The organism is Allomuricauda sp. XS_ASV26 (assembly GCF_041224615.1).
Classification (GTDB): Bacteria; Bacteroidota; Bacteroidia; order Flavobacteriales; family Flavobacteriaceae; genus Flagellimonas; species Flagellimonas alginolytica.
Genome location: NZ_JBGFGK010000033.1, coordinates 85,619 through 112,018, shown reverse-complemented (window position 1 = coordinate 112,018; position 26,400 = coordinate 85,619). Strand labels below are relative to the sequence as shown.

At 41.2% G+C, this 26,400-nt stretch carries 26 protein-coding genes and 1 tRNA gene; 25 read left to right on the top strand and 2 right to left on the bottom strand.

Going from position 1 to position 26,400, the window contains the following annotated elements; all coding sequences use genetic code 11:
• Nucleotides 1-52 precede the first annotated feature (52 nt).
• The 5 genes from AB9K32_RS12600 (at nt 53) to AB9K32_RS12580 (ending at nt 4,991) form a co-directional block, all read left to right on the top strand.
• Nucleotides 53-1,786 (top strand): SulP family inorganic anion transporter, encoded by a 1,734-nt coding sequence (locus tag AB9K32_RS12600; RefSeq protein ID WP_369885381.1) that lies wholly within the window; start codon nt 53-55, stop codon nt 1,784-1,786.
• 57 nt (nt 1,787-1,843) lie between these two features.
• The gene (locus AB9K32_RS12595) at nt 1,844-3,253 is read left to right on the top strand and encodes a rhodanese-like domain-containing protein (RefSeq protein ID WP_369885380.1); all 1,410 of its coding nucleotides are present in this window, start codon (nt 1,844-1,846) and stop codon (nt 3,251-3,253) included.
• Nucleotides 3,254-3,358: 105 nt separating this feature from the next.
• Nucleotides 3,359-3,703, top strand: coding sequence for a rhodanese-like domain-containing protein (locus tag AB9K32_RS12590; protein WP_252078761.1), 345 nt, complete (start codon nt 3,359-3,361; stop codon nt 3,701-3,703).
• 17 nt (nt 3,704-3,720) lie between these two features.
• The gene (locus tag AB9K32_RS12585; RefSeq protein ID WP_224835755.1) at nt 3,721-3,990 is read left to right on the top strand and encodes a heavy-metal-associated domain-containing protein; all 270 of its coding nucleotides are present in this window, start codon (nt 3,721-3,723) and stop codon (nt 3,988-3,990) included.
• Complete coding sequence (locus tag AB9K32_RS12580) at nt 3,990-4,991, top strand: DUF3365 domain-containing protein (RefSeq protein WP_369885379.1); 1,002 nt, start codon at nt 3,990-3,992, stop codon at nt 4,989-4,991. Before AB9K32_RS12585 ends, AB9K32_RS12580 begins: the two co-directional genes overlap by 1 nt.
• 9 nt (nt 4,992-5,000) lie before the next feature.
• On the opposite strand, the gene AB9K32_RS12575 is transcribed toward AB9K32_RS12580, so the two are convergent.
• Nucleotides 5,001-5,876, bottom strand: coding sequence for a sterol desaturase family protein (locus tag AB9K32_RS12575; RefSeq protein ID WP_369885378.1), 876 nt, complete (start codon nt 5,874-5,876; stop codon nt 5,001-5,003).
• Nucleotides 5,877-6,087: 211 nt separating this feature from the next.
• Between AB9K32_RS12575 and AB9K32_RS12570 the strand changes: the two genes are divergently transcribed.
• The 20 genes from AB9K32_RS12570 (at nt 6,088) to AB9K32_RS12475 (ending at nt 25,410) form a co-directional block, all read left to right on the top strand.
• Nucleotides 6,088-6,294 carry a DUF2892 domain-containing protein gene (locus AB9K32_RS12570; protein WP_224835752.1) on the top strand — a complete coding sequence of 69 codons (207 nt, stop codon included), beginning with the start codon at nt 6,088-6,090 and terminating at the stop codon, nt 6,292-6,294.
• 252 nt (nt 6,295-6,546) lie between these two features.
• Nucleotides 6,547-6,675, top strand: a complete 129-nt coding sequence (locus tag AB9K32_RS12565) for a hypothetical protein (protein ID WP_262902824.1) — start codon at nt 6,547-6,549, stop codon at nt 6,673-6,675.
• A 132-nt stretch (nt 6,676-6,807) separates the two neighbouring features.
• A complete protein-coding gene (locus tag AB9K32_RS12560) occupies nt 6,808-8,181 on the top strand; it encodes a cytochrome ubiquinol oxidase subunit I (protein WP_369885377.1) in 1,374 nt (457 codons plus the stop codon).
• A 4-nt stretch (nt 8,182-8,185) separates the two neighbouring features.
• A complete protein-coding gene (gene cydB / locus AB9K32_RS12555; protein WP_224835750.1) occupies nt 8,186-9,223 on the top strand; it encodes a cytochrome d ubiquinol oxidase subunit II in 1,038 nt (345 codons plus the stop codon).
• Between the two features lie 119 nt (nt 9,224-9,342).
• Nucleotides 9,343-10,800, top strand: a complete 1,458-nt coding sequence (locus AB9K32_RS12550) for an NAD(P)/FAD-dependent oxidoreductase (protein WP_369885376.1) — start codon at nt 9,343-9,345, stop codon at nt 10,798-10,800.
• A 7-nt stretch (nt 10,801-10,807) separates the two neighbouring features.
• On the top strand, nt 10,808-10,942 hold the full coding sequence (locus tag AB9K32_RS12545; RefSeq protein WP_262902823.1) for a hypothetical protein: 135 nt from the start codon (nt 10,808-10,810) through the stop codon (nt 10,940-10,942).
• A 154-nt stretch (nt 10,943-11,096) separates the two neighbouring features.
• Entirely contained in the window at nt 11,097-12,401 is a 1,305-nt protein-coding gene (locus tag AB9K32_RS12540) for a TolC family protein (protein ID WP_369885375.1), read from the top strand.
• Nucleotides 12,402-12,408: 7 nt separating this feature from the next.
• Nucleotides 12,409-13,500 carry an efflux RND transporter periplasmic adaptor subunit gene (locus tag AB9K32_RS12535; protein ID WP_224835747.1) on the top strand — a complete coding sequence of 364 codons (1,092 nt, stop codon included), beginning with the start codon at nt 12,409-12,411 and terminating at the stop codon, nt 13,498-13,500.
• Between the two features lie 17 nt (nt 13,501-13,517).
• Nucleotides 13,518-16,712 carry an efflux RND transporter permease subunit gene (locus AB9K32_RS12530; RefSeq protein ID WP_369885374.1) on the top strand — a complete coding sequence of 1,065 codons (3,195 nt, stop codon included), beginning with the start codon at nt 13,518-13,520 and terminating at the stop codon, nt 16,710-16,712.
• Between the two features lie 103 nt (nt 16,713-16,815).
• Nucleotides 16,816-17,121: a hypothetical protein gene (locus AB9K32_RS12525; RefSeq protein ID WP_224835745.1), complete on the top strand. Its 306-nt coding sequence runs from the start codon at nt 16,816-16,818 to the stop codon at nt 17,119-17,121.
• A 10-nt stretch (nt 17,122-17,131) separates the two neighbouring features.
• Nucleotides 17,132-17,335, top strand: a complete 204-nt coding sequence (locus AB9K32_RS12520; RefSeq protein WP_369885373.1) for a DUF2892 domain-containing protein — start codon at nt 17,132-17,134, stop codon at nt 17,333-17,335.
• 59 nt (nt 17,336-17,394) lie between these two features.
• Entirely contained in the window at nt 17,395-17,952 is a 558-nt protein-coding gene (locus AB9K32_RS12515) for a YeeE/YedE family protein (protein WP_224835743.1), read from the top strand.
• Nucleotides 17,949-18,362 (top strand): DUF6691 family protein, encoded by a 414-nt coding sequence (locus AB9K32_RS12510; RefSeq protein WP_293297443.1) that lies wholly within the window; start codon nt 17,949-17,951, stop codon nt 18,360-18,362. The genes AB9K32_RS12515 and AB9K32_RS12510 overlap by 4 nt, the downstream gene beginning before the upstream one ends.
• 104 nt (nt 18,363-18,466) lie before the next feature.
• Nucleotides 18,467-18,871, top strand: coding sequence for a response regulator (locus AB9K32_RS12505; RefSeq protein ID WP_224835741.1), 405 nt, complete (start codon nt 18,467-18,469; stop codon nt 18,869-18,871).
• Between the two features lie 99 nt (nt 18,872-18,970).
• Nucleotides 18,971-19,042, top strand: a tRNA-Arg gene (locus tag AB9K32_RS12500).
• A 524-nt stretch (nt 19,043-19,566) separates the two neighbouring features.
• A complete protein-coding gene (locus tag AB9K32_RS12495; protein WP_369885372.1) occupies nt 19,567-20,958 on the top strand; it encodes a serine hydrolase domain-containing protein in 1,392 nt (463 codons plus the stop codon).
• Nucleotides 20,959-21,169: 211 nt separating this feature from the next.
• Nucleotides 21,170-22,180, top strand: a complete 1,011-nt coding sequence (locus tag AB9K32_RS12490) for a hypothetical protein (RefSeq protein WP_252078772.1) — start codon at nt 21,170-21,172, stop codon at nt 22,178-22,180.
• A 150-nt stretch (nt 22,181-22,330) separates the two neighbouring features.
• The gene (locus tag AB9K32_RS12485) at nt 22,331-24,232 is read left to right on the top strand and encodes a tetratricopeptide repeat protein (protein WP_369885371.1); all 1,902 of its coding nucleotides are present in this window, start codon (nt 22,331-22,333) and stop codon (nt 24,230-24,232) included.
• Between the two features lie 24 nt (nt 24,233-24,256).
• Entirely contained in the window at nt 24,257-24,913 is a 657-nt protein-coding gene (locus tag AB9K32_RS12480; protein ID WP_224835737.1) for a response regulator transcription factor, read from the top strand.
• A 173-nt stretch (nt 24,914-25,086) separates the two neighbouring features.
• On the top strand, nt 25,087-25,410 hold the full coding sequence (locus AB9K32_RS12475; RefSeq protein WP_369885370.1) for a hypothetical protein: 324 nt from the start codon (nt 25,087-25,089) through the stop codon (nt 25,408-25,410).
• Here AB9K32_RS12475 and AB9K32_RS12470 read toward each other — a convergent pair.
• Nucleotides 25,407-26,357 carry an NAD-dependent epimerase/dehydratase family protein gene (locus tag AB9K32_RS12470; RefSeq protein ID WP_369885369.1) on the bottom strand — a complete coding sequence of 317 codons (951 nt, stop codon included), beginning with the start codon at nt 26,355-26,357 and terminating at the stop codon, nt 25,407-25,409. The genes AB9K32_RS12475 and AB9K32_RS12470 overlap by 4 nt on opposite strands.
• Nucleotides 26,358-26,400: the final 43 nt, after the last annotated feature.

Below are 26,400 nucleotides of genomic sequence, written 5' to 3'. Positions count from 1 at the left end.
TTGTTACTGTTTGTAGTAGCTGGCCATTCTATTTTTGCATAAAATCAATCGAATGCTCAAAAGGATTTTTCCTTTTTTAACTTGGATAGGCTCTTACAATCGCTCTTTGCTCTTTGGCGATTTAGTTGCCGGCATTACCGTAGGTATAATGTTGATCCCGCAGGGGATGGCCTACGCTATGATTGCGGGCATGCCACCCATATATGGGCTGTACGCGGCATTGGTGCCACAATTGGTCTATGCAATAACAGGAACATCAAGGCAATTGGCCGTTGGCCCCGTAGCCATGGATTCACTTTTGGTGGCGGCCGGAATAGGCGCTATGCAATTGGGAAATACCGAAGACTATATTGCAGCAGTTATCTTTTTGACCCTTCTTATTGGATTGTTTCAATTATTGCTCGGTATTTTAAAAATGGGCCTTTTTGTAAACTTCTTGTCCAAACCGGTAATTAGTGGATTTACATCCGCAGCGGCCATTTTAATTGGTTTGGGCCAACTAAAGCACGTACTCGGCGTGGATTTGCCGCAGTCGGGCAAGATCTATGTGTTGCTAGGAAATATTTTTGATAACCTTGGAGAAGTCCAATGGCTTACTTTGGGCATGGGAATTTTGGTCATCGCATTGATCATTGGGTTGAAAAAAATCAATAAAAAGCTACCGATTCCCTTACTTGTCGTGGTGTTGGGTATAATGTCCGTAGTTATATTGGGATTGGAATCAAAAGGAATCAAAGTGGTTGGCGAAATTCCAAAAGGATTGCCAAGTTTTCAATTGCCAAGATTTCAATGGGATAAAATAGGACAGTTTATACCAATAGCACTTACCGTTGCCCTTTTTGGTTTTATGGAATCCATTTCCATTGCCAAAACCGTAGAAGAGAGGCATCCTGAATACGACCTTGACCCCAACCAAGAACTCAGAGCTTTGGGTATCTCCAATATTTTAGGGTCGTTTTTTCAATCTTTTTCCGTTTCGGGAAGTTTTTCCAGAACAGCGATCAATGATCACTCGGGAGCGCGCACAGGAATGGCATTGGTATTTAGCGCCTTGTTGGTAGCGGGAGTATTGTTGTTTTTGACCCCACTTTTCTATAACCTGCCCACAGTTGTACTCGGTGCCATTATAATTGTTTCGGTATTTGGACTGATTGATTTGAAGTATCCCCTACAATTGTGGAAAAACCGAAAAGATGAATTCGTTCTTTTGTTGGCCACTTTTATAATGACCATGTCCATCGGACTGATAGAAGGTATTCTTTTGGGTGTTCTGCTTTCTTTGCTGCTGTTGGTCTATAGGATATCAAACCCACATATTGCGGTTTTGGGAAGAATCAAAGGAACCAACTATTTTAAAAACATAGATCGTTTTTCGGAAGATGTTGAGGTGTCCGGGGATAAGCTCATTCTACGATTCGATGCTCAACTCTATTTTGGGAACAAGGATTACTTCAAAAAACAATTGTACCAACAAATTGCAAAAAAAGGACCGAGCTTAAAATACATAATCTTAAATGCCGAGCCTATTAATTATATCGATAGCAGTGCGGCAGTTATGTTGGAACGAATTATTCGGGAACAACGGGAAAACGGTATCCAGTTTTTAATAGCCGGGGCAATTGGCCCAACACGTGATATATTGTACACCAGTGGAATTATAGATGTACTGGGAGAGGAAAATCTTTTTGCACAAACCTTTGATGCCGTGGAATGCTGCCGTAATCCAGAGACATTGAGTACCATACAGAAAAAAGTATCCCAACAATATAAGACCAAACGTTTGTAACTTTGGTCACAGAAAATTAGGGAGCACAATACTAATTTTGATAAAAACCATTATCACATGAAGATTGAACAAATTTACACAGGATGTTTGGCCCAAGGGGCATATTATATAGAGAGTGAAGGAGAAGCGGCCATTGTGGACCCTTTAAGAGAAGTAAAACCATATATTAAAAAAGCTGAGGAAGATGGGGCCAAGATCAAGTACATTTTTGAAACCCATTTCCATGCCGATTTTGTAAGTGGACACGTAACCCTTTCCAAAGAAACTGGGGCCGCCATCGTGTATGGTCCAACGGCAAATCCATCCTTCGAAGCGTTGATTGCAGAGGACGGGCAGGAGTTTAAACTAGGAAAAATTACCATTAAAGTACTACATACACCCGGACATACGATGGAGAGCTCCACCTTTCTGTTGATAGATGAAAACGGAAAGGACCACGCAATTTTTAGTGGCGATACACTGTTCCTTGGAGACGTAGGCCGCCCGGACCTGGCGCAAAAAGCTGCACACATGACACAGGAAGAATTGGCAGGAACCCTGTTCGATAGTCTTCGCAATAAGATCATGCCCTTGGCCGATGATGTAATCGTGTATCCGGCGCATGGAGCAGGTTCGGCCTGTGGAAAAAATATGATGAAGGAAACCGTGGATACCCTGGGCAATCAGAAAAAAATGAATTATGCATTAAGGGCGGACATGACGCGTGACGAATTCATTGAAGAAGTTACCGATGGCCTATTGCCACCGCCACAATACTTCCCTCTGAACGTAAAAATGAACAAAGAAGGATACGAGGATATCGACAAGGTATTAAAAAGGGGCACACAAGCACTCAATCCCAGTGCATTTGAGGTGGCGGCCAATGAAACTGGAGCCATTGTTTTGGATGTACGCCATCAAGATGACTTCGCCAAAGCACATGTGCCACGATCAATTTTTATTGGTCTGGACGGCAGTTTTGCACCATGGGTGGGCGCCTTGATCGCCGATGTGGAACAACCCATATTGTTGATCACTCCGGAAGGAAGGGAAGAAGAAACCGTTACGCGATTGTCGAGAGTTGGTTTCGATAACACCTTGGGTTTCCTACAAGGTGGAGTTGAGGCCTGGAAACAATCCGGCAAGGAAATCGATACCGTGGATAGTGTAAATGCGGAAGAGTTCAAAAAAATGGTCGAAAAGAAAGTACCCGTTTTCGATGTGCGAAAAGAAAGCGAGTACCAGGCCGAACATGTTGTGGATGCAAACTTGACACCCTTGGACTACATTAATGACCACTTGGCCGAGTTTCCGGATAACGAAAAATTTTACATTCATTGTGCAGGGGGATACAGGAGCATGATCGCTTCCTCTATATTGAAGAGTAGGGGAATCCACAACCTAGTGGACGTTGCCGGTGGTTTTGCTGACATCAAGAAAGCTGGCATACCTGTTACCGACTATGTGTGCCCTACTACCTTGAAATAAGGGAGAAACTTCGGGAATAGTTTCAAAAAAGTTCAGGTTATGTAACCATCGTTACTGACGGGACAGGCTGTTTGAGATACTTTAGTGTCTCAAAATAAAGATACCATGTCAATATTTAGTTTCTTGTTCAAAGAACAAAACCTGCCGGATGCCATAGCCATTTTGGATAGGGAGGATTACAAAAGCGCGATTTCCAAAGGAAAGGTTCAACTCGTAGATGTCAGAACAAAAAGAGAATTTATGTCGGGCCATATTAAAGGGGCCAAGAACATAGATTTTTTTCAAGGGTCGAGTTTTGAAAGTAATTTTTCAGAATTAAAGAAAGATCAGCCGGTCTATCTGTATTGCCAGTCAGGGAACAGGAGTCAAAAAGCAGCTAGAAAACTGGTAAAAATGGGGTTCGATAAGGTGTACGACCTCCGAGGAGGATACCGGACTTGGACCTACTAATTTGAAGACGATACAACATGAAAACAACAGTTCAAGTACAAAACCTTAAGTGTGGAGGCTGTGTAAAAACAATTTCCAATAAACTTTCGGAAATAAAAGAAATCAAAAATGTGATTGTGGAGAAGGATAGCTCATCGGTTAGCTTTGATCATCAGAGCGCCGATGATGCTTCCTTAGTTAAAGAGGCCCTCAAAAAAATGGGGTATCCCACAGTCGATGATGAAAATGGTTTTGTGGACAAGGCAAAATCCTTTATGAGCTGTGCCAGCGGCAGAATGTCCAAATAATGAAGAATCTTTTTGTTTTCATAACACTTATAATTGGAATCGCATCCTGCAAAAAGGGGCCAAAAACCACCGATGTAGATCCTGGGCCAGTAGTGCAAGCGGAAGTGTTCTCACCGGAGGACGCCCAAAAGTTGATGGAAACCAAATGCTATCTATGCCATAACCCATCCGCTCCAGAAAAGGGTTCTCGGATCGGGCCGCCAATGGTCGCCATCAAAGCTCATTATTTAGCAGCCCATAAAAACAAAGATGCCTTTATAAAAAGCATCATGCAGTTTGTAAATTCTCCAACCGAGGAAAATACCTTAATGCGTGGAGCGGTCCGTAGATTTGGAGTAATGCCGGCACAGCAATTTCCCGAAACAGAAGTCAAAAAAATAGCGAAGTACATGTTCGATTATCAAATTGAAGAGCCGGATTGGTTTAAAGAACATTGGTTGGCTAGGCATAACGACTCTTTGTACAATAAAGGCAAAAGGTTGGCGCCGATAAAGACAAAACCAACGCCGAAGGAGCTCGGGATGCAATATGCGTTGGGAACCAAAAAAGTGTTGGGCCAAAACCTTATGGGTACCATACAGAACAAAGGGGTAGAGGAGGCCTTTGTATTTTGCAACGAGCGGGCCTACCCACTCACCGATAGTATGTCCACCCACTTTAATGCCCGTATAAGAAGAGTATCGGATAAGCCCAGAAATCCGAACAACAGGGCAAATGCTATAGAATTGGAACATATTGATTCGTTTAAAGGCAAAGTGGCCTCCGGGGATTCGGTTGAACCAATTTTAAGGGAGGAAAACGGCAAGGTGTATTTTTACTACCCCATAGTTACCAATACCATGTGCTTAAACTGCCATGGAACGCCGAACAAGGATATACTTCCGAAAGTATATCGGAATTTATTGGAGCTATATCCAAAGGATATGGCCGTTGGATACGGTCCCGATGAGGTCCGTGGCATCTGGAGTATTGTTTTTGATGCCACAAAAAACACAGACTAAAAAATCCGTTTATTTTTTTGGCTTTTTAAAGCCATATACCAATTGTCCCCAAAATCCTTTGGGCAGGTTTTCATCACCAGGAAAACCAAGTTTTATTTTTCCGCCACTTTCGGGGATATAATGTGTCTTGAAGATGTAGTCCCAAATGCTTAGACTTATTCCGAAATTTACACCGTAGGAGTCTTTTGGAATGGTATAGGCATGATGGTACAGGTGCATTACCGGATTATTAAGAATATATTTTAAAGGGCCGTAGGTCAGTTTTATATTGGAGTGATTAAAATGTCCAATGGTAATTGCCGCAAAATGAACAATATTGGCTTGTTCAGGTTCAAACCCGCCCAAGACCATTACCCCCAATGTTTTTAAAGGTTTGTATAAAATATTTTCCATCCAATGAAACCTTAAGTGTGCGGCAAACCCCATTTCTTTTACACTATGGTGTACTTTATGGAACTGCCAAAGCACAGGGTATTTGTGCAAAAGCACATGGGTAAACCACTGGACAAAGTCCAATACCACAAAGAATACGAGCAGTTGGGCCCATTGGGACCAATGACTGATGTCGATTATGGTCAGCGAAGTACTACTGATTCCCACGTCCTTAAAAAGCACACCAAGGAATTTGTAAACTCCACTGATGACTATGGCAAAAATGAAAAAGTTGAAAAACATATAGAAAGCATCCAGCCAAAAGTCCTTCCTAAAAATGGATTGTTCTTTGCGCCAAGGGAAAAGGATTTCCAAAGCCCATACCAACAAAGAGATCAAGATAAGTCCCCAAAAATAATTGGTGTACCAAGGAACATCAAAAAGGATGGACTTCCATGTCCAACGGACCGTACCCAAAAAACCATTGATTAAAGCTTCAAAATATTCCAACATAGGTGTACTTAGTCGTTTGCAAAGGGCAAAACTGATTCAAACTTAAAAATACTTTTAAAAAAATAACGGTTATGTAACCCATGTTACGCTAAAACATTTAAAGAGACCATATTTTTGGAATAGTGCCCTGTAAATCAAAAATACATGCTTCGGATATAAATCATTTTATTTTTTTGATGCATTGTAAGGAGCAAATCATAAACTAACGATTATGAAAAAAAACATGGGCGGAGCAGACCGCGCAATCCGAATTGTACTTGCACTTATAGTTGGTGCATTATATTACTTTAATATGATAACAGGAACATTGGCATATGTGTTGCTAGCTTTGGCTACCATATTTGTTTTAACAAGCTTAGTTAGTTTTTGTCCTTTGTATACCCTTTTTGGAATACGTACATGTAAGGTCAAAAATTAGGTTTTTTGGTTGGTTGATATAGGAAGGCCGTTCGATTTCGAACGGCTTTTTTATTTTGAGAATAACGGTGTTTGAGGGAAGGATCATTGGGATTGGCCTAAAGAATATGACTATTTTATTTGTATCGGAATATATTGATGAAAGGTAAAAATGTATAATTGGAAACCTGTTGGAACCAGCATTTATGAGTAATATCATGTTTTGAACAGATCGGAGCAATTAAATTTGATTTAAAATTAAAACCAATACATTGTGAAAGCACTTACAAATATTCCTCTGGTAGTTTGGGAAAACGGTATCTGGATGATAGGTCTGTTTGCCTTAGTGGTCGTCGTGTTGATAGTTGCAGTTTTGGCCATGATGAATAGTGGTAAAAAATAAATACTAACCACATACTTTGAAATGGATTTGGCATAGGTTAAATTACTTTTATGTTAAATCCATTTCGTTTGTAACATGGGTCACCTAAGAATACCACGGTCTAGTGTATTTTTGGACTATAAATAGTTGCCCATGGAAACCGAAATTCTCGCCCGGATTCAATTTGCCTTCACTGTTGCTTTTCATTACATCTATCCGCCCTTAAGTATTGGGATCGGTCTGCTGCTTGTAATTTTTGAAAGTTCCTACATAAGGACCAAAAAGGAAATTTACCATAAACTAGCGCGATTTTGGACCAAAATATTCGCCTTGACCTTTGGTATAGGTGTGGTTACAGGTATTGTTATGGAATTTGAATTCGGAACCAACTGGGCCGTATATTCCAGATTTGTTGGCGATGTTTTTGGAAGTGCGCTGGCAGCGGAGGGAATTTTTGCCTTTGCCTTGGAAAGTGGATTTTTGGGCATCTTGCTCTTCGGATGGAACAGGGTCAAGCCTTGGGTACATTTGGTTTCGACCATCGGCGTATTTTTGGGGTCCATGTTTTCCGCGATTTGGATCGTAGTTGCCAATAGCTGGCAGCAGACTCCTGCCGGATTTCATATAGTTGGTGAAGGGTTTGATGCCAGGGCAGAAATCACAGATTTTTGGGCCATGGTGTTCAATCCGTCTAGTGTAGACCGATTGACGCATGTTTGGCTTGGAGCCTTTTTGGCCGGAGCCTTTTTGGTCATGAGCGTTCATGCTTATTATCTTATCAAAGGGAAATATGTTGAAATTTCCAAAAAAGCCTTCAAAATAGCCCTGGTAGTTGCCACTGTATTTTCCCTGGGACAGTTGTTCACAGGGCACCGGTCAGCAGATGGTGTGGCAAAAAACCAGCCCGCTAAACTGGCCGCACTGGAAGGACATTTTGAAGCCTCCGCCCCTGCCGACATGTATATTTTGGGATGGGTGGATAAAGATAAGCAGGAAGTAACAGGGTTAAAGTTACCCGGAGGTTTATCTTTTTTATTGGAATATGATTTTGATGCTCCGGTAACCGGTCTCAATGCATTTCCCGAAGATGAGCGACCTTCCCAAGTGAATGCCGTTTTTCAGTTTTATCATATAATGGTGGCCATTGGTATGGTGTTGATATTTTTGACCCTCTATGCCACTTTTTTATGGTGGAGAGGTAAATTGTTCAATAAAAAATGGCTGTTGTGGATTTTTGTATTTGCAGTTTTTCTGCCTCAAATTGCCAATCAGGTCGGTTGGTTTGCTGCTGAAATGGGTAGACAACCCTGGGTGGTCTACGGTCTTTTAAGAACAGATCAGGCATTTTCGCAAGCAGTGTCCGACAATCAAATTTTGTTTTCCCTCATTCTGTTCTTCTTTGTGTATAGCCTTTTGTTCGTGCTGTTTATTTATTTGTTGCACAAAAAAATAAAACATGGGCCATACGATGAATCGGAAAACGATGATACACCTTTCGGGGGAACACTAACACATATGATGAAATAAGATTATGGAAACTTTTTTAGGATTGGATTATCCCACATGGTGGTTTTTGGTGGTAGGAGGTCTTTTTTCCGGCTATGCCATACTGGACGGCTTTGATTTTGGTGCCGGGGCATGGCATCTCTTTTTAAAGAAAGAGAACAGTCGCAGGATCGCTTTAAATGCCGTTGGACCGGTGTGGGATGGTAACGAAGTTTGGCTGGTGATTGGTGGTGGAGCTCTTTTTGCTGGGTTCCCTGTTATGTATGCCACCATGTTTTCGTCCCTTTACGTTCCTTTTATGCTGTTTTTGGTATTTATTATATTCCGGGCCATATCCATAGAGTTTAGGGGCAAAGAGCCGATGTTGTGGTGGCGAAATCTATGGGATGTTAGCTACAGTGTGTCCAGTATTATGCTGGCTTTTTTGTTGGGGGTTGTACTGGGCAATGTGCTACAAGGAATTGCAATAGGGGAGAATTACCAATACCAAGGGGGTGTGCTGTTCGAGTTTTTAAACCCATATGCTCTAATGACGGGATTTACCACGTTGTCACTTTTTATGGCACACGGCGCCATTTTTTTGCTCTTAAAGACCGAGGGCAGGTTGTTCGCCAAGTTAACACGCCTTTTAAAAAGAGGAATGATATTTTTTATGGTTAGTTTTGCGGTGACCACCCTTTATACCTTGATCTATATTCCCCATTTGTCGGACGATTTTAAAAGTAATCCGGCACTTTTTGTTATACCCCTGCTTACCTTTCTCAGTATTGCCAACGTACCCAGGTTGGCCGAAAAGCGCAGGTATAAATCTGCGTTTTTGTTTTCCTCGTTGACCATTGCCTTTTTATTGGTTTTGGTAGCAGTGGAACTATATCCGGTACTGTTGCGTTCTTCGATAGACCCACAATATAATATTGACATCTACAATGCAGCATCTTCAACAAAATCCTTACAGATTATGATGGTAATAGTGGCCATTGGAACTCCATTGGTGCTGTTCTATACCATTTTTGTGTACAAGACCTTTTGGGGAAAAGTAAAATTGGACGAGACCAGTTATTGATTTTGGATTTTTTGTTCCAATTAAAAAAAAGCATCAAGCACAGTGCTCTTTTTTGTGTGTGACTTAAGTCACTTTATATCTCCTTGGGTACCATTACATTTGGGTAAATCATAGAAAAAATGTCCAAAATAGTTGTTTTGGGAGCTGGTATTGCAGGCCATGTTGCTGCCTCCCATCTTAGAAGAAAGCTCTCCAAGGAGCATGAGGTTGTGGTAGTTTCACCAAACAGTAATTATCAATGGATTCCATCCAATATTTGGGTAGGGATAGGGAGAATGAAACCAAAGGATATTCTGTTCCCATTAGCACCTCTTTACAAAAAAAAGCAAATTGATTATAAACAGGCCAAAGCGATAAGTTTTCATCCAGAAGGTGATAATAACGAACCAAGACCCTATGTTTTGGCAGAATATGTAGCTGGTGATGAAAAGGGAACGACTGAAAAGGTTACCTACGATTACTTGATCAATGCCACAGGACCAAAACTCAACTTTGAAGGAACCGAAGGACTCTCACCGGGTAAGAACAAAGCACATTCCGTTTGTACCTACACCCATGCACAAGAAGCATGGATTGCCTTGGAAGGCCTCATTAAACAAATGAAGGAAGGAAAAAAGATTAAAATATTGATCGGAACGGGCCATGCCAAATCAACCTGTCAAGGAGCTGCTTTTGAGTACATTTTAAATGTAGAACAAGAACTCAGAAGACATAAGGTCAGGGATATGGCCGAAATTACTTGGATTTCCAACGAATACCATCTTGGAGACTTTGGAATGGACGGCATGCTAATGAGCTATGGAAGCAACATTATGAAGTCGAATGAAATGGTGGAAATGATCTTTGAGGATCGTGGTATCAATTGGATTTTGGGAGCAGCCGTAAACAAGGTAGAGGACGGATTGGTCCATTACGAGAACTTGGACGGTGATCACAAACAAAAAACCTACGATTTCGCCATGCTCATACCTGCTTTTTCCGGTCACGGATTTAAAGCCTACAATAAAGAAGGGGAGGATGTTACGGATAAACTTTTTAGGGGATTTATGATCGTTGATGCCGATTACACCCCAAAACCGTACGAGGAATGGAGTGTTCAGGACTGGCCCGAAACCTATCAAAATCCGTCTTACCCCAATATTTTTGCGCCGGGAATTGCCTTTGCCCCGCCACACAGTATATCCAAACCAAGAAAGAGCAAGAACGGTACGGATATTACACCGGCGCCTCCCAGAACAGGTATGCCTTCGGGGATAACCGCAAAGTTGGTGGCCGATAACATTATAGATATGATCAAACACTCGAGCAATAAAATGTATCACAAAGGATCTATGGGCAATATGGGTGCCGCTTGTATTGCATCCGCAGGTTTTGGAATGACCAAGGGTAGCGGTGTGAGCATTACTACCTTTCCGATTGTTCCCGATTACAACAAATATCCCGATACACAGGGCAGAAAATTGGGCAAGACTTTTGGTACCATTGGTTTGGCAGGCCACTGGTTGAAACTGGCATTGCACTATGCCTTTATTTATAAAGCAAAAATGAAACCTTTTTGGTGGTTAATTCCTGAATAGATTAGTTATGACACGCAGAATATCCAAATACAAACGATTTACAATGATGAACCCTATAATCCAATTCTTCAAGTTCATTTATTTGAGCATCAAAGTATTGGTCGTAGTGGCAGGAGGTCACGGTGGAACCCGAGACGCATAATAATAAATAGGTCTCAGAACTAAAATTGCCTCAATACAGGAGTACACCTCTTAACGGACCCAGTATTGAGGTTTTTTATGCGATATTCTCGGTAACTCATGTTACTGTGTAAGTCTGGCTGCAAATCTAATTTTGCTTCAAATCAATTAGGTATATGAAGCGATTATTAGTATTAATGATATTCTTTTTTGCTCAGGGTCAATTTTTTGCCCAAGAGCATGTCGGAATCTCCTTGGAAGACGTCCTGATCAAGGTACAGGAATCCAATGCCAGTATCAAGGTATCCGAATATGAGGCCAAGATGGCCAAATATGATTATCGGTTTTCCAATTCCATTTTTTTGCCGCAGGTATCGGTATCACATACTGGATTGGCGACCACAAATCCTTTAATGGCATTTGGCTCCAAACTCAACCAAGAGATTTTGACCCAGACCGATTTTAACCCTGATTTGTTGAACGACCCCGATCAGATTGAGAACTATGCCACAAAAATTTCAGTGGAACAACCCTTGATCAACCTGGATGGTTTCTATCAGCGTAAAGCGGCCAAGACCACCATGGAGGCCAAGGAGCTTCAAGCCATGCGGACCAGGGACTATCTCAATTTTGAAGCCCAAAAGGCCTATGGTCAATTACAACTGGCTCACCAAGCCGTAGCCGTGTTGCAGAAAGCTTTTGAAGCTGCAAATGCCAATTTGAACACGGCACAGAACAGTTATGACCAAGGTCTGCTTCAAAAAGCCGATTTGTTGGAGGTGAAAGTGAGGGTAACGGAAGTATCGGACCAATTGAAAACAGCCAAGAGCAACGTTCAAAATGCTTCGGATTACTTGGCATTTCTAATGAACGAACATGGGGGTGTTATTTATGAACCATCAGAAGAATTAGTGCCAGTCAGACCAGGAGGACCTTTAGAAGGCTCACTGGAAAATAGGGCCGATGTTAAGGCAATGGGCCTAGTGTCCGAAGCTTACAAAGCCAATATGAAAGCCGATAAAATGACCTTTTTGCCAAGATTGAATGCTTTCGCCAGTTATGAAATGTACGATGACGAAATATTCCGGGCCGATGCGAACGGATATATTATAGGGGCAAGTTTAAGTTGGGATGTGTTTAAAGGGTCTCAACGCTTTTCCAAAGCAGGAAAGAGCAAAACCAATTATGAAAAAGCAAAACAAGAATATGAGCAGTACGTCGCCAAAAGTTCTATGGAGCTACAACGCACCAAGCGGATGGTCGAAAATGCCGAGAGCAGGCTCCAGACCTCAGAATTGGCTATGGAGCAATCCGAAGAATCATTAAGGATACGCACCAATAGATTCAAAGAAGGATTGGAAAAAACAACCGATTTATTAATGGCCGAAGCCACTTATGCCGAAAAGCAATTGGCTTATTATCAAAACATATTTGAATACAATCAAGCACAATCCTTATTAACATTTTTAACCAAAGAATAATTGCAAGATGAAAAACACTACGATATATAAAAGTTTTATGCTGACCGTCTCCTTGGGCTTTTTGCTTATAGGTTGTGGAAGTGATGAAAAACAGCCGGCTGACAACACGGAAGCAGTACCGGTAACCATCGGCGAAGTAACCATAGGCGATAGCTCCACCATATTGGCAGGAAGTGGTCAGATTAAAGCCGTGAATAGTGCCAATTTGAGCACCCGAATGATGGGCCATGTGGAATCCATTCCTGTGAAAATAGGTCAGAAGGTAAATAAAGGAGATTTGCTGATCTCTATCAACAATGTGGACCTACGCGCCAAAAAAGCACAAGTGGAGGCATCCATTACCGAAGCACAGGTGGCATTTAACAATGCCAAGAAAGATTATGAAAGGTTCCAGAACCTTTTTAACGAAAGCAGTGCTTCACAAAAGGAGTTGGATGATGTGACTGCGCGCTACGAAATGGCAAAAGCCAGATTGGAAGCTGCAAGCCAAATGAAGAACGAGGTAAACTCCCAGTTTGCTTATGCCAACATCAGGGCCCCATTCAATGGCGTGGTCACCAACACCTATGTTGACGAAGGCGATATGGCCAACCCAGGGGTGCCGTTGGTTTCTGTGGAATCCCCAGCAACAGGGTTTGAAGTAGAGGCCAAAGTGGCGGAGAACAGCATTTCAGCCATCGAAGTTGGAACCAAAGCCCACATTTTGGTAAAAGCATTGAATACCACAATTGCGGGAAAAGTGTCCGAGTTGAGTGCCTCGGCACAAAATACAGGCGGACAATATATAATGAAAGTAAGCTTGGACGATACGGATGCCAAGATTTTGTCAGGTATGTATGCCACTGTTAGGCTCGAGGCGGAAATGGAGAGCGATGGTAAAACAGTTGTTACCGTTCCGTCCGAAGCCTTGGTGCACAAAGGCCAACTAACAGGTGTTTATACGCTAGGGCAGGATAATGTAGCGCTTTTACGCTGGTTGCGATTGGGAGAGAGTTATGGAGATGAGGTGGAAGTATTATCTGGTTTGTCCCAAGGAGATCAGTATATCGTGTCGGCCGAAGGAAAGTTGTACAACGGAGCTAAAGTAAGTATTCAATAACCCAAAAAAAGCTAATAATGAAAGACGGACTTGCAGGAAAAATAGCCAAAGGGTTTATCAGCTCCAAATTAACGGTGCTCCTAATGATCGTGTTCATGGTCATTGGGGTGTACAGTTCCTTCCTTATCCCAAGGGAAGAAGAGCCACAGATAGACGTGCCCATGGCGGACATATTTGTGGGATATCCCGGGGCTAGCCCTACAGAAGTGGAATCCAGGATTACCAAACCCCTGGAGAAAATTATATCGAACATTAAAGGTGTAGAGTACGTGTACACAACTTCTATGCAAGAGCAGGGGATGGCCATTGTACAGTTCTATGTTGGTGAGGATATTGAAAGATCGTTGGTGCGTTTGTACGACGAGATCAACAAGCACATGGACCAAATGCCCGCCGGAGTAACCATGCCATTGGTAAAAACCCGTGCGATCGATGATGTACCCATGCTCGCACTTACTCTGTGGAGCGATGAATATGATGATTTTCAGTTACGAGAGATTTCTGGGGAATTGGTCAATGAGGTTGAAAAAGTTAACGGGGTTTCCATCACCAAGAAGATAGGCGGACGTAGTCCCCAACTTCGTGTGGTGGTGGATAAGGATAAAATGGCCGAATCGGGCATCGATATGTTGGCCGTGGCCCAAATGATTAAAGCCAATAACCAGCAAATGGATGCTGGGAATTTCCTTTCCAACGATACCGAGTTCCACATTAGCACGGGAAATTTTTTGGAAACAAAAGAAGATCTCAAAAACCTGATTGTGGGCACAAAACAAGGTCAGCCCATATATTTAAAACAGGTAGCCACCGTTTTGGATGGTCCCGAGCTGCCCAAAAACTATGTTTCCCTTGGATTTGGGGCCGCTAGTGAAAAGTCAGAAGAATTTAAATCGGAATACCCAGCGGTAACCATTTCGATTGCCAAAAGAAAAGGTGCGGATGCCATGAAGATTGCCGACGTGGTGTTGGAGAAAGTGGAGCACCTAAAAACAACCCTGATTCCGGAAGAAGTGAAAGTCGAAGTGACCCGTAATTATGGTCAAACCGCTTCGCAAAAGGTATCCGAATTGTTGATGCACTTGATCGGTGCCATTATCGCCGTGACCTTTGTGGTGATGTTGGCCATGGGTTGGCGAGGTGGATTGGTCGTGTTCCTTTCCGTGCCCATTACCTTCGCTTTGACTTTGTTGAGCTATTACATGCTCGATTATACGTTGAACCGAATTACTTTGTTTGCCTTGGTGTTCGTAACCGGTATCGTGGTGGACGACTCCATTATTATAGCGGAGAACATGCACCGTCACTTTAAAATGAAACGCTTGCCGTTCAAGGATGCCGCTCTGTATGCCATCAACGAGGTAGGTAACCCCACCATCTTGGCCACCTTTACGGTTATTGCATCTGTATTGCCAATGGCATTTGTTTCTGGTTTGATGGGCCCTTACATGTCACCAATGCCCATTGGAGCATCCATTGCAATGTTGCTATCATTGTTTGTGGCATTGACCATAACCCCGTATTTGGGATACATCTTCTTAAGGGAAAAAGATAAAAAGAAGAAAAAGGAAAAAGAGCCTGTAGAAATTCAAGATACCTTCATCTATAAGGCGTATGCTCGATTTGAAAGGCCCTTGATCGAGAGTGGTAAAAAAAGATGGCTATTCTTGGGCATTACCTTTCTCTTGTTGATTGCCTCCGTGGCCATGTTCTTTACCAAATCGGTAGCGGTAAAAATGTTGCCTTTTGATAACAAGAACGAGTTCCAGGTGGTGATAGATCTTCCCGAAGGAACCACGTTGGAAAGAACGGCTGCCGTAACTAAGGAAATCGGAGCTTACTTATCCACCCGACCCGAAGTGGTGAATTATCAAACCTATGTGGGCACATCAGCTCCGATAACCTTCAACGGTTTGGTACGGCACTACGACCTACGCGGGGGAAGCAACATGGCCGATATTCAGGTCAATCTGGTGGACAAGCACGACAGAAGTGAACAAAGCCATGATATTGCCAAATTGTTGCGCCCAAAAATCCAAGAGTTGGGCAAAAAATACCATGCCAATATCAAAATAGTTGAGGTGCCGCCGGGACCTCCTGTACTTTCCACCATTGTGGCTGAGGTGTATGGTCCCGATTATGACAAACAGATTGATTTGGCCGATAAGGTAAAGGGCATTTTGAACAATACTACTGACGTTGTTGATGTGGATTGGATGGTAGAGGATGACCAAGTGGAGTATGATTTTGTGATTGATAAGGAAAAAGCCATGTTGTACGGGGTTACCCCTCAACAAATTGTTCAGGTGATGGCCATGGCTTTCCGTGAGCAGCCGGTATCCCATATGTATCGTGAAGATTCCTTTGATCAAATCGGAATTGTTTTGTCCGTAAGTGAAAAGGATAAGTCCAGTTTGGATAAAATCAAACAATTGAAAATAAAGTCCCAACAGGGCAACATGGTGTCCGTGGGTGATTTGGTTTCCATTAAAGAGGGAACAAAGGCCAAGAGCATCTACCGGAAGAATCAAAAGAGAGTAGTATATGTTATGTCGGATATGGCGGGGGAATTGGAAAGCCCGGTCTATGCCATTTTAGGCATGACGGACAAATTGAATCAATTGGAGTTGCCCAAAGGATATTCCATCAACGAACTGTACATGGAACAACCGCAATTTGAGGATGATTATACTGTTAAATGGGATGGGGAATGGCAGATCACCTTGGAGGTATTCCGGGATTTGGGAATTGCGTTCCTCGGTGTAATTGTGATCATTTACATGTTGATCGTGGGATGGTTCCAAAATTTTAAAGCACCCATGGTGATGATGGTGGCCATTCCGCTTTCCTTGATCGGGATTGTGCTCGGACATTGGATGTTGGGCGCCTTTTTTACGGCAACCTCCTTCATCGGGATGATTGCCTTGGCTGGTATTATGGTACGGAACTCGGTATTGCTTATTGATTTCGTCAACTTAAGGCTCAAAGAAGATGTTCCATTAAAGCAGGCTGTTATAGAAGCAGGAGCCGTACGTACAACTCCTATTTTATTGACCGCAGGAACCGTGGTCATTGGAGCTTTTGTGATTTTGTTCGACCCTATTTTTCAGGGATTGGCCATATCACTTATGGGAGGAACCATAGTGTCTACCGTACTGACGCTCTTGGTGGTGCCATTGGTGTATTATATGATTGAACGTAAAAATTATAACTAAGATGAAACCGACATGACTAAAATAATCTTTAGACACACGGCAAAGATTATTTTAGTCGTCAAAGGTTCCATGTGACCATTGAAAAAACTATAAAAATAAGCACATGAAAATGATCATTGTTACCACGGTCGAAGAATATAAGAACGAAGTATTCAAATTATTTAAAAAGGCCGGAGTGGAAAGCTTTAGTGGATCGGATATCGATGGTTTTAAAAAAGCGGCGCCCTTAATGTACACCAGTAGTTGGTTTCCTAGCGAAAGAGGCGGTGCAGCATCGAACATGTATTTTTCTTTTACCGAAGAGGAAAAAGTAACCGAATTGTTCAAAATGATCGAGCAATTCAATACCGAAAGTGAAACAACGAACCCGATCAGGGCTGTAGAAGTCCCAATTGAAAGAACCGTTTAAAACATCGAACATGAAAAATAGAATTGTAAGAGGAGTAGCAGGAAGCTTTATATTGATCAGTTTGCTTTTGGCCATTTATGTAAGTCAAAATTGGCTGTGGTTTACGGCTTTTGTAGGGGCCAACCTGTTACAGTCATCGTTGACCAAATGGTGTTTACTGGAAGATATCCTGAAGAAGTTCGGGGTCCCCGATTCCGAAAAGGATTGTTGCTAGTCCATCTATATTTGATATCTAAAGCATTTTCGTGATCTTTGTTTAAAAACCTCGCGAAAATGCTGTATCAACCTTGGCCATGGTATGTGGCCGGCCCACTTATTGCCATTATCATGGCACTGCTCATATTAATGGGCAAACGTTTTGGAATGTCCTCCAACCTCGAAACCCTATGTTCTATCGGAGGAGCGGGGAAATACTCGGATTATTTCAAAGTTGACATAAAATCAAAACGATGGAACCTCTTGGTGGTTCTGGGGTCTGTAATTGGCGGATTTGTTGGTGCAAACGTACTTTCACCGAATCCTGCCGTGGATATTTCGGACGATACGGTAGCCAAGCTCAACGAACTGGGTTTTGAAAGCGCAGGTAAATCCTATTTGCCCACAGAACTGTTTGCACTAGAATCCTTGTCCGATCCTAAAGTTTGGGCGATACTTTTGGTGGCGGGCTTTTTGGTAGGCTTTGGAACTCGCTACGCTGGCGGCTGTACCTCTGGGCATGCCATTTCTGGTCTGAGTAATTTACAGCGACCATCCCTGATTGCCGTAATCGGATTTTTTGTAGGGGGATTGATCATGGTTCATTTACTGTTCCCTTTAATTTTTGCGGTATGAAGCGTTTAGTGTATATCCTTTTAGGTTCGTTTTTAGGAGTGGTCTTGTATAAATCCGAAGCAGCATCATGGTTTAGGATCTATGAAATGTTTCAGTTCGATGCATTCCACATGTACGGTATTATCGGATCAGCTTTGACCATTGGTGTTGTTTTGGTCTTTTGGATCAAAAAATCCAAGGTCAAATCATTTTCAGGAGAGATCATCCAAATACCGGATAAGGAAAAATCCTTTGCAAGATATATATGGGGAGGTACTCTTTTTGGATTGGGATGGGCCCTGGCAGGTTCGTGCCCGGGACCAATTTATATTTTAGTCGGAGCAGGATATTGGCCCATGGTCATTGTTTTGTTTGGTGCATTGCTGGGTGCCTTTGTATATGGGGTTTTAAGAGGGAAATTACCACATTAGTGTTGCCTTAACGGGATATTTGGGTCGATTAACGAATATGAATGGCAGCTTGGGGGCTGGCCTATAGCTTTGTTCGATGCAAACCTACTTAATAGTCCCGATTAATGAAGCTGACCACATTTATCATTGATGATGATCTGGTGTCGCAATTTGCGACAAGGTACTGTATACAACAATCTCAAAGAGAGTTTGATATCGTAACCTGTTCCAGTGGAGAAGAAGGTGTTCAAGCCTGTTTTAACTTTGTGGAAAAGAGCAATAGGTTGCCCGATATTATTTTTTTAGACCTTGTTATGGACGGGATGAGTGGATGGGATTTTCTGGAAAACCTGAAAAATTTGTTCAAAGAACATAAACTGCCCAGTGTTTATGTGTTATCTGCCTTTACAAATGCCAAAGACCGAACCATAGCCAAAGATCATGGGTTGATTGCGGGCTATGTGGACAAACCCTTATCACGATCTTATCTGGAGAAAATTTTGAAAGAAGAGGAGAAAAGGAGAAGTTGATTCAAAAAAACGGGCGAACACCGAACATCTTAAAATTGACTCTCAACTAGTACAAAGTTTTTCTGAAAAAGCATATTTTTGCTATCCCTTTTCAAGGATGGCCCCGTAGTTCAATGGATAGAATAGAAGTTTCCTAAACTTTAGATGCAAGTTCGATTCTTGCCGGGGCTACTTTTTGACTTCTTCATATTTTTTGATTTTAATTGAATTCCTTTGATTTTGGCTTTTAGAGTTCACAAATCGTCAACATTTTTTAGGTTGCTGTTTTAAGGCAATATATTGAAAATCAGTGATTTAGTTGATGCATTTGATTTGACTTTCGTCTTCGTCAACAACTAAAAGAAGACAATTAAGAGGCCAAACTCCACATTTTTCCGTTCTGTTTTGACTTTATTCCAGTAGGCCTAAAAATGGCAAAGCTCCCATTCATGCCAGGATTTCTGTGAACGGTAAAAGCTCAACATCAGTTTAAAGCGAAGGATTCCGATCAATGAACAGGATTCAAAAAAGTAAAGTGTCAAAAGTTCATTTGCTCAAGCAACATCGATAAGCCTTATATCTTGATAAACAATTGATTTAATAGTTATATGATATTAAAATATGTCCGGTTTTATGAAAGATTATATGTCATAGAGTCCTAAACAAGAAAATGTCACAATTAAATCTAAATATCGTCTTTAAACAAAACTTACTATATGAGAAAAGTATTTTTTGTTATAACACTGGTAGCAATAGGATGTTCGCCACGAAAAGAGAAAAATGAATATCAAACATTAGTTGAATATGAAGGGCATTATGAGTATTTGGGAAAAACTACAATAGATCTTGTAGCATCAGAATTTGATACAGTCCTCTATGCTGTATTGGACAATTCAAAATATCCTTTGACCTATATTGAAAAAGATAGTTTCGTCAATATTAGAAATAACCCAGTTGTTTTTAAAAGGGATGAGAGCGGTAAAATATTTAGTTATAGATCAGGAGGTCAAGATTTCAAACTTTTAAACAAGGAGTTCGAAAAAATGGAAATGTTTCCACGTAGAGAATTATTCGGTAACGCTGATAATTATTCTTATGGAATACCTGAAAATAAAAATGATGGTCTCGTTTCGGGTGATTTGTTTAAAGAATTTTCTAACCCTGAAACAATAATAAATATGGTCAAGGAAACAATCAAAGGAAATTTCCCCGAAGTACACGGCATACTTATTTTTAAAAATGACAAATTGGTACTGGAAGAATATTTTTATGGGTATGATGCCAATACACCACATCAATTAAGATCAGCAAACAAACCTTTAATTGGAGGAATACTGGGTATTGCAATTGACAAAGGATTTATAAGTAGCGAGAAAGAGAAGCTCTTACCTTTTTTTGCTGCAAAATATCCAAATATTGACAATTTGGATGACAGAAAAAAAGAAATCACTATTGAGAATTTTTTAACCTATCGCCATGGACTGGACTGTGAAAATAACAACGCGGATAGCAAGGGAAATGAAATGCTAATGATGCAAAGTGAAGATTGGGTAAAATACACCCTTGATTTGCCCATGGTAGCAATTCAAGGACAATATTCATCCTATTGTACGGGCTGTGCGCTTACACTGGGCAATTTGGTAGAAATTGCAACAAATGAAAAAATAGAAGACTTTGCTAAAAAATATTTCTATCAACCAATGGAAATTACTAATTATAAATGGGACTTTGAACCAAATCCTTCTAGTAAAAATACTTTCAGTCAAATGTATATTACACCAAGAGATTTAGTTCGTTTAGCAAAAATGTTTAAAGACGGGGGCATATGGAATGGAAAACAAGTCATATCTAAAGATTGGATAATTAAAACATTCGATATGGAGGAAGGAGACTATGGTTACCTATGGGAACATAAATATTTCGTGATAGACGGTAAAAGATATAATTCTTATCTAGCTTCGGGAAATGGCGGGCAAAAAATTAATATTTGGCCAGAACTTGATATGATTACTGTATTTACAGGGGGTAATTACAACTCATACGAACTTTATGGTAAAAGTACGCCGCCAAATGAAATGATACCGAATTACATATTGAGAGCTCTATAATAAAGGCAGCACTTAAAAAGAACTACTTTAATCAAGGGTTCACATATCGTCGATATTTTGAAATTAAAAAGCTAAAATCCCAATAATAAAGAGGTCTAGGAGACAAGTTCAATTTTTTTTGGGCTAGCTTTTCTTTCCTAAATACGTCAATTGCCCTATTGAGTCGACAGATACTGGCACTTAAGTTTGCGATAAACCATAAAACCAGTATATGAGACGTATTAATCTATCTATGTTATCTTTTCTATTGATTCTATTATGTGCATCTCCAGTTTTGATTGCACAAAATGTAAAAGACTTTAAGGTAAAAATGTTGGGGCCGGCCAATCTTAACTTTAGGAAAGTTCCAAAAAGAGTGGTAATCTCCGATTTTCAGGTCAACTTTCAAACCGCTCTGCAACTGGAAGATAAAAAGAAAGGCGGAAAAATGTGGAGAGGGGGTTTAAAAGGAGATGCAAAGGCATCTTTGACGTTGGTCTTGGACGGGCTCAATATAGAAGAACTTCAGCAACTCACCGATAAACTCTTTGAACAATACAAAGCCGAACTTGTCGCCAAAGGGTTTGAAATAGCATCCATCGAAGAATTATGGAACCATAACGCATACCAAAAAAATCGTGAGAAAAGATGGGACTTACGGTCTGGACAAGGAGGGGAAAAAGGAGATGAGTTCGGAACCATTGTAATGCGCCCAACCGGTCAGAAATTTATCGTGGCCAAAAAGAATATGGACAATAAAAAAACAGGCCCCCTAAAACTGGCCAATTACGAAGAACAAGTAGAACTGAAAGTTTCCAACCAAAAAAAGGAATTCATTTTTAATAAAGTGGTCCTTAATGTAATGGCTTTTGATAATGCCTTGAGCGAGACCACAAGAGCATTGAACAGGCATGCCGGATACGCACAGGTAAAGGCCGAGACCGATTTTAAGATTGGTGCCTCCAGTTTTAATAAGTTCAATATTGGACAAATGATCGTTAAAGGTGGTGTGGAAGTAGCAGGTATTTTGGAAAAGCAAAAGTTTGATGCCTCACAGGGAGCAGATGTGGACAAGAGAGGAACCGATGCCGGGGTTTTCCGTATATGGCGAGTGGAAGATAAAGAAGACATCAATGTTTCAGTGGTAAAATGCGACCCGGAAAAATATAATAAAGGGGCCGAAATGGCAATAACCGCCTTTTTGGGTGCAACTATCGAAAAATTGGCAAATAAATCAAACTAACGCTAGTTGGGATTATCGACATTTTTCTAAAAAAAGAAAATTTATATTCACTTTTGGTTTAGCTTTAAACACCAACCATTTTCTTTTACCATGACCTGTCCAAAAAAAATCCTTTCTCCCATTTTCTTCTTTTGCGCATTAATGTTTAGTATGCCTTTTTTTGCACAAGATATTCAACAGCAGATCAGCGCACTAAAGGATAGCTTAAAGTTGAAAAAGGGAGAGGACAGGATTCTGGTCCTGAAGGATATCGGGATGAAGTTTAGATCTATAAATTATGATAGTGCATGGTATTACACAAAAATAGGTTACTCGGAAGCCATTGAACAACAAAATGAATACTTGGCTGCAAGGTTGACCATATCTTTTGGGATATTGGAAAACGGAAAGGGAAATTCGTTGGAAGCCCTAAAATATTACAAAAGGGCCTTGCCCACAATTATAAATTCGGATGATTATTTTGCTAAAGGCGCCCTTTATACAAATATGTCCAACGCCTATGAGAAAATAGGAGAAGTGGACCAGTCCGTTTCGTATCAACTAAAAGCATTGCAAGAATTCGAAATTTCAAAAGATTCCATATGGATTGCCGGTAGTTATAATAATTTAGGTAGCAGGTATCAAGCTATAGAGGAATATGATACTTCCGAAAACTATTTTAAAAAGGCTCGGGATTTGTATGGTCAATTGGGCTACGAATACTATGTGGCCTTGATAAACAATAACTTGGCCAGTATCTACCTATTGCGCAAGGATTACGTTAAAGCAATGGTATATGCAGATAAATCCCTTGAAGGCTTTGTGTCTTCGGGAGCCTATTTTGAAACGGCCACATCACTTTACAATTTGGGATATGCCCATCAAGGGTCGAAAGAATTTGATTTAGCCTTGGACTATTTTGAGAAGGCCTTAAAAATTCAGCAGGAAAAAGAAGATTGGTACGTTGCCATTCATCTTAAGAATGATATTGCAAAAACCTATATTTTACAAGGTAAACTTAATAAAGCCAAGGCAATAGCGGATCAAGCGTATGACGAGGCACTACAAAAAGGTATAGTTTTGGCACAATTGGAATTGTGCAATACACTGTCCGAAATTAACAATAACCTTGGAAATTATGGTGAAGCCTATACCTTTCTACAACAGTCCGTAAAAATAAACGATAGCTTAAAAAGTGATGAAAGGGCCAAAGAAGTACTTAACCTAAAAGAAAAATACGAGTCCGAACAAAAGGAGAATGAAATCTTGCGCCAACAAAACCAGCTGGTAGAAAGCGAACTGTCCATAAAAAAACGCAATAATATGCTGATGGGTAGCGGCGGTTTGGTGGCAATACTGTTGATTGTTGGATTTGTACTGTTCAGGGAACAGAAAATAAAGGCGAAGAACTTTGAAAGGGAGACCGTTCTGGAGAAAGCAATGGCCGAGGCCCGAGCACAAGAAAACCTTAAAGAGCAACGTTTACGGATTGCTCGGGATCTACACGATAATATTGGTTCTCAGCTTACATACCTTACTTCCCTAACCGATTCCGCAAAACGAGGAATAGACAAAGGAGAAGTGTTTTTAATGGAAAAACTCACCCAAATGAAACAGTTTTCGTTGGTTACTATCTCCGAGCTTCGGGATACCATTTGGGCCATGAACAAAGACGAGATCAGCTTGGAGGATATTAAGGAGCGTACCCAACAAATGGCTGCGACCGTGCATGAAGCAACAGATGATAAAACGCGAGTCAAAATTAAAGGGACCCCTGCCAATAGGGTGCTCAACGCTTTTGTAGGAATGAACCTTTTCAGAATTATTCAAGAATCGGTCAACAATGCCGTGAAGCATTCGGGAAGCGAACTAATAGAAGTAATATTTAATGAAATTGATGGTGCAGTACAAATTGTGGTCCTAGACTTTGGAAGAGGGTTCAGCACGTCAAAAGAGTCAACAGGGAACGGACTTCATATTATGCGAAACAGGGCCGAAAAAGCAGGTGTTGATTTTGAACAGGAAAGTAAACTGGGTAAAGGCACCAAGGTAACATTGAGGGTTAGGGTATAATAGTATAGTAGAAAAAAGACAACCATGAGCAAGATTAAACTGGCCATAGTGGACGACAATACATTTTTGGCGAGGGCCGTCCGCGAAAAATTGGTCCATTTTGAAAATTTGGATATCAAGTACATGGCATTTAATGGTAGTGAACTGTTGGCCGCACTAGAAAAAAACCATAATCTGGATTTGGTGCTCTTGGATATTGAAATGCCTATATTGGACGGCATAGAAACCGTGCATATCGTAAAACGGAAATACCCGCACATTAAAGTTCTTATGCTAACGGTTTTTGATAATGATGAGAATATTTTCAACGCAATACAAGCAGGTGCCGATGGCTATTTGCTCAAGGAAATAGAAGGACAAAAACTGCACAATGCCATTGTGGAGACCATTGGGGGAGGCGCGGCAATGAGCCCTTCAATCGCCGTAAAGACACTTAAATTGTTACGGTATCCAGAGAAACAAAAAGCCCTATCCACACAGGAAGAGGATATTTTACTAAGTTCCCGCGAAAAGGAGGTGTTGGAACAACTGGCCGAAGGGTTAAGCTATACCGTGATTGCCAAAAATCTCTTTCTCTCCCCAAGTACGGTAAGAAAGCATATCGAGAATATTTACAAGAAGCTTCAGGTCCACAACAAGTTGGAGGCCGTGCAAAAGGCACGAAGACAAAACTTGCTGTAATATCAAGAAGTTGTCACATCTTTCCCAACATTTTAATAATACCATCTTCTAGTTAAGGTCATTTTTGGTCGATTTTATCTTCCCATTTTTGACTACCCAAGTTTTTTTTTATAATTTTTCCATACAATCACAATGATTCGATCTATATCGAACAATAAATCAATCCCAAAACGATGAATAACCTCAAACGTGTAATAGTTGATTATAAAAAATTGACCTCCGAAGTGCTCAAGCTTTTGGTGGATAAATATCCCGATGGTTACGGGGACGATGATGTGATCAACTTTAAAAACCTGAAAGGGGAAACTATTGAAGCCGTTGAGGTGTCCACGGAGGATACCAAATATTTGGTGAAGATCAGCTCAAAATTAGAGCGTACCATGGCGGACTTCGATGAAGATGAAGACGATGATTTTGACTCTGAGGATTATGAAAAAATTCCCGGTGACAGCGATGAGTTTTCCGATTCCGATGATAACGACAAGGTAGAGGACTAATTTGTCATAGCCTTTAGATTATCCAACATTTCCTTGGTCGTTTGGTCCAGGTCGAACCTAGGTGTCCATCCCCACTGTTGGCGAGCTTTGGTATCATCTATACTACTTGGCCAAGAATCAGCAATTTCCTGTCTAAAATCGGGAGCATAACTAATGGTGAACCCAGGTATATGCTTTTCAATGCTCTTAGAAATTTCTTTGGGGGTAAAGGTCATTCCGGCCAGATTGTAGGACGATCGTACTTTTATTTTTTCAGCCGGACTTTCCATTAAGCAAATGGTCGCCCTTATTGCATCATCCATGTACATCATGGGCAATTGGGTCTCACTGCTCAAAAAACACTCATATTTACCTTGTTTTAGGGCTTCGTGGTAGATTTCTACAGCATAGTCCGTAGTGCCGCCACCTGGCATGGTTTTCCAACTTATTAGGCCAGGATACCTAACACTTCTAACGTCTACCCCATATTTTTTGTGATAATACTCGCACCAACGTTCCCCAGATTGCTTACTTATGCCATAAACCGTGCTGGGCTCCATAATGGTGTTCTGAGGGGTGTCTTCCTTGGGGGTATTTGGGCCGAAAACGGCGATACTGGAAGGCCAAAAGATCTTGGAGATCTTCTTTTCCTTGGCTAGGTTAAGAACATGGAACAAAGAGTTCATGTTTAGGTTCCATGCTCTCATCGGGAATTTTTCCGCAGTTGCACTGAGCATGGCGGCCATTAAATACACTTCTTCAATTTCGTAATGCATAACCACATCTTCGACTGCAGCATAGTCGGTGGCATCTAGTAATTCAAAGGGCCCCGACTGCATTAGGGCATCTCCTCCTTCTCTAATATCGCTTACAATAACATTGTCCGCACCATATTTGTTGCGTAGCTCAAAGGTTAGTTCGGTTCCTATCTGACCGCAAGCGCCAATAATTAAAATGGGTTTGTGCATGTAAATCGAAGTTAATTTAGTTTGTTGCCAAAGATACCCTTTC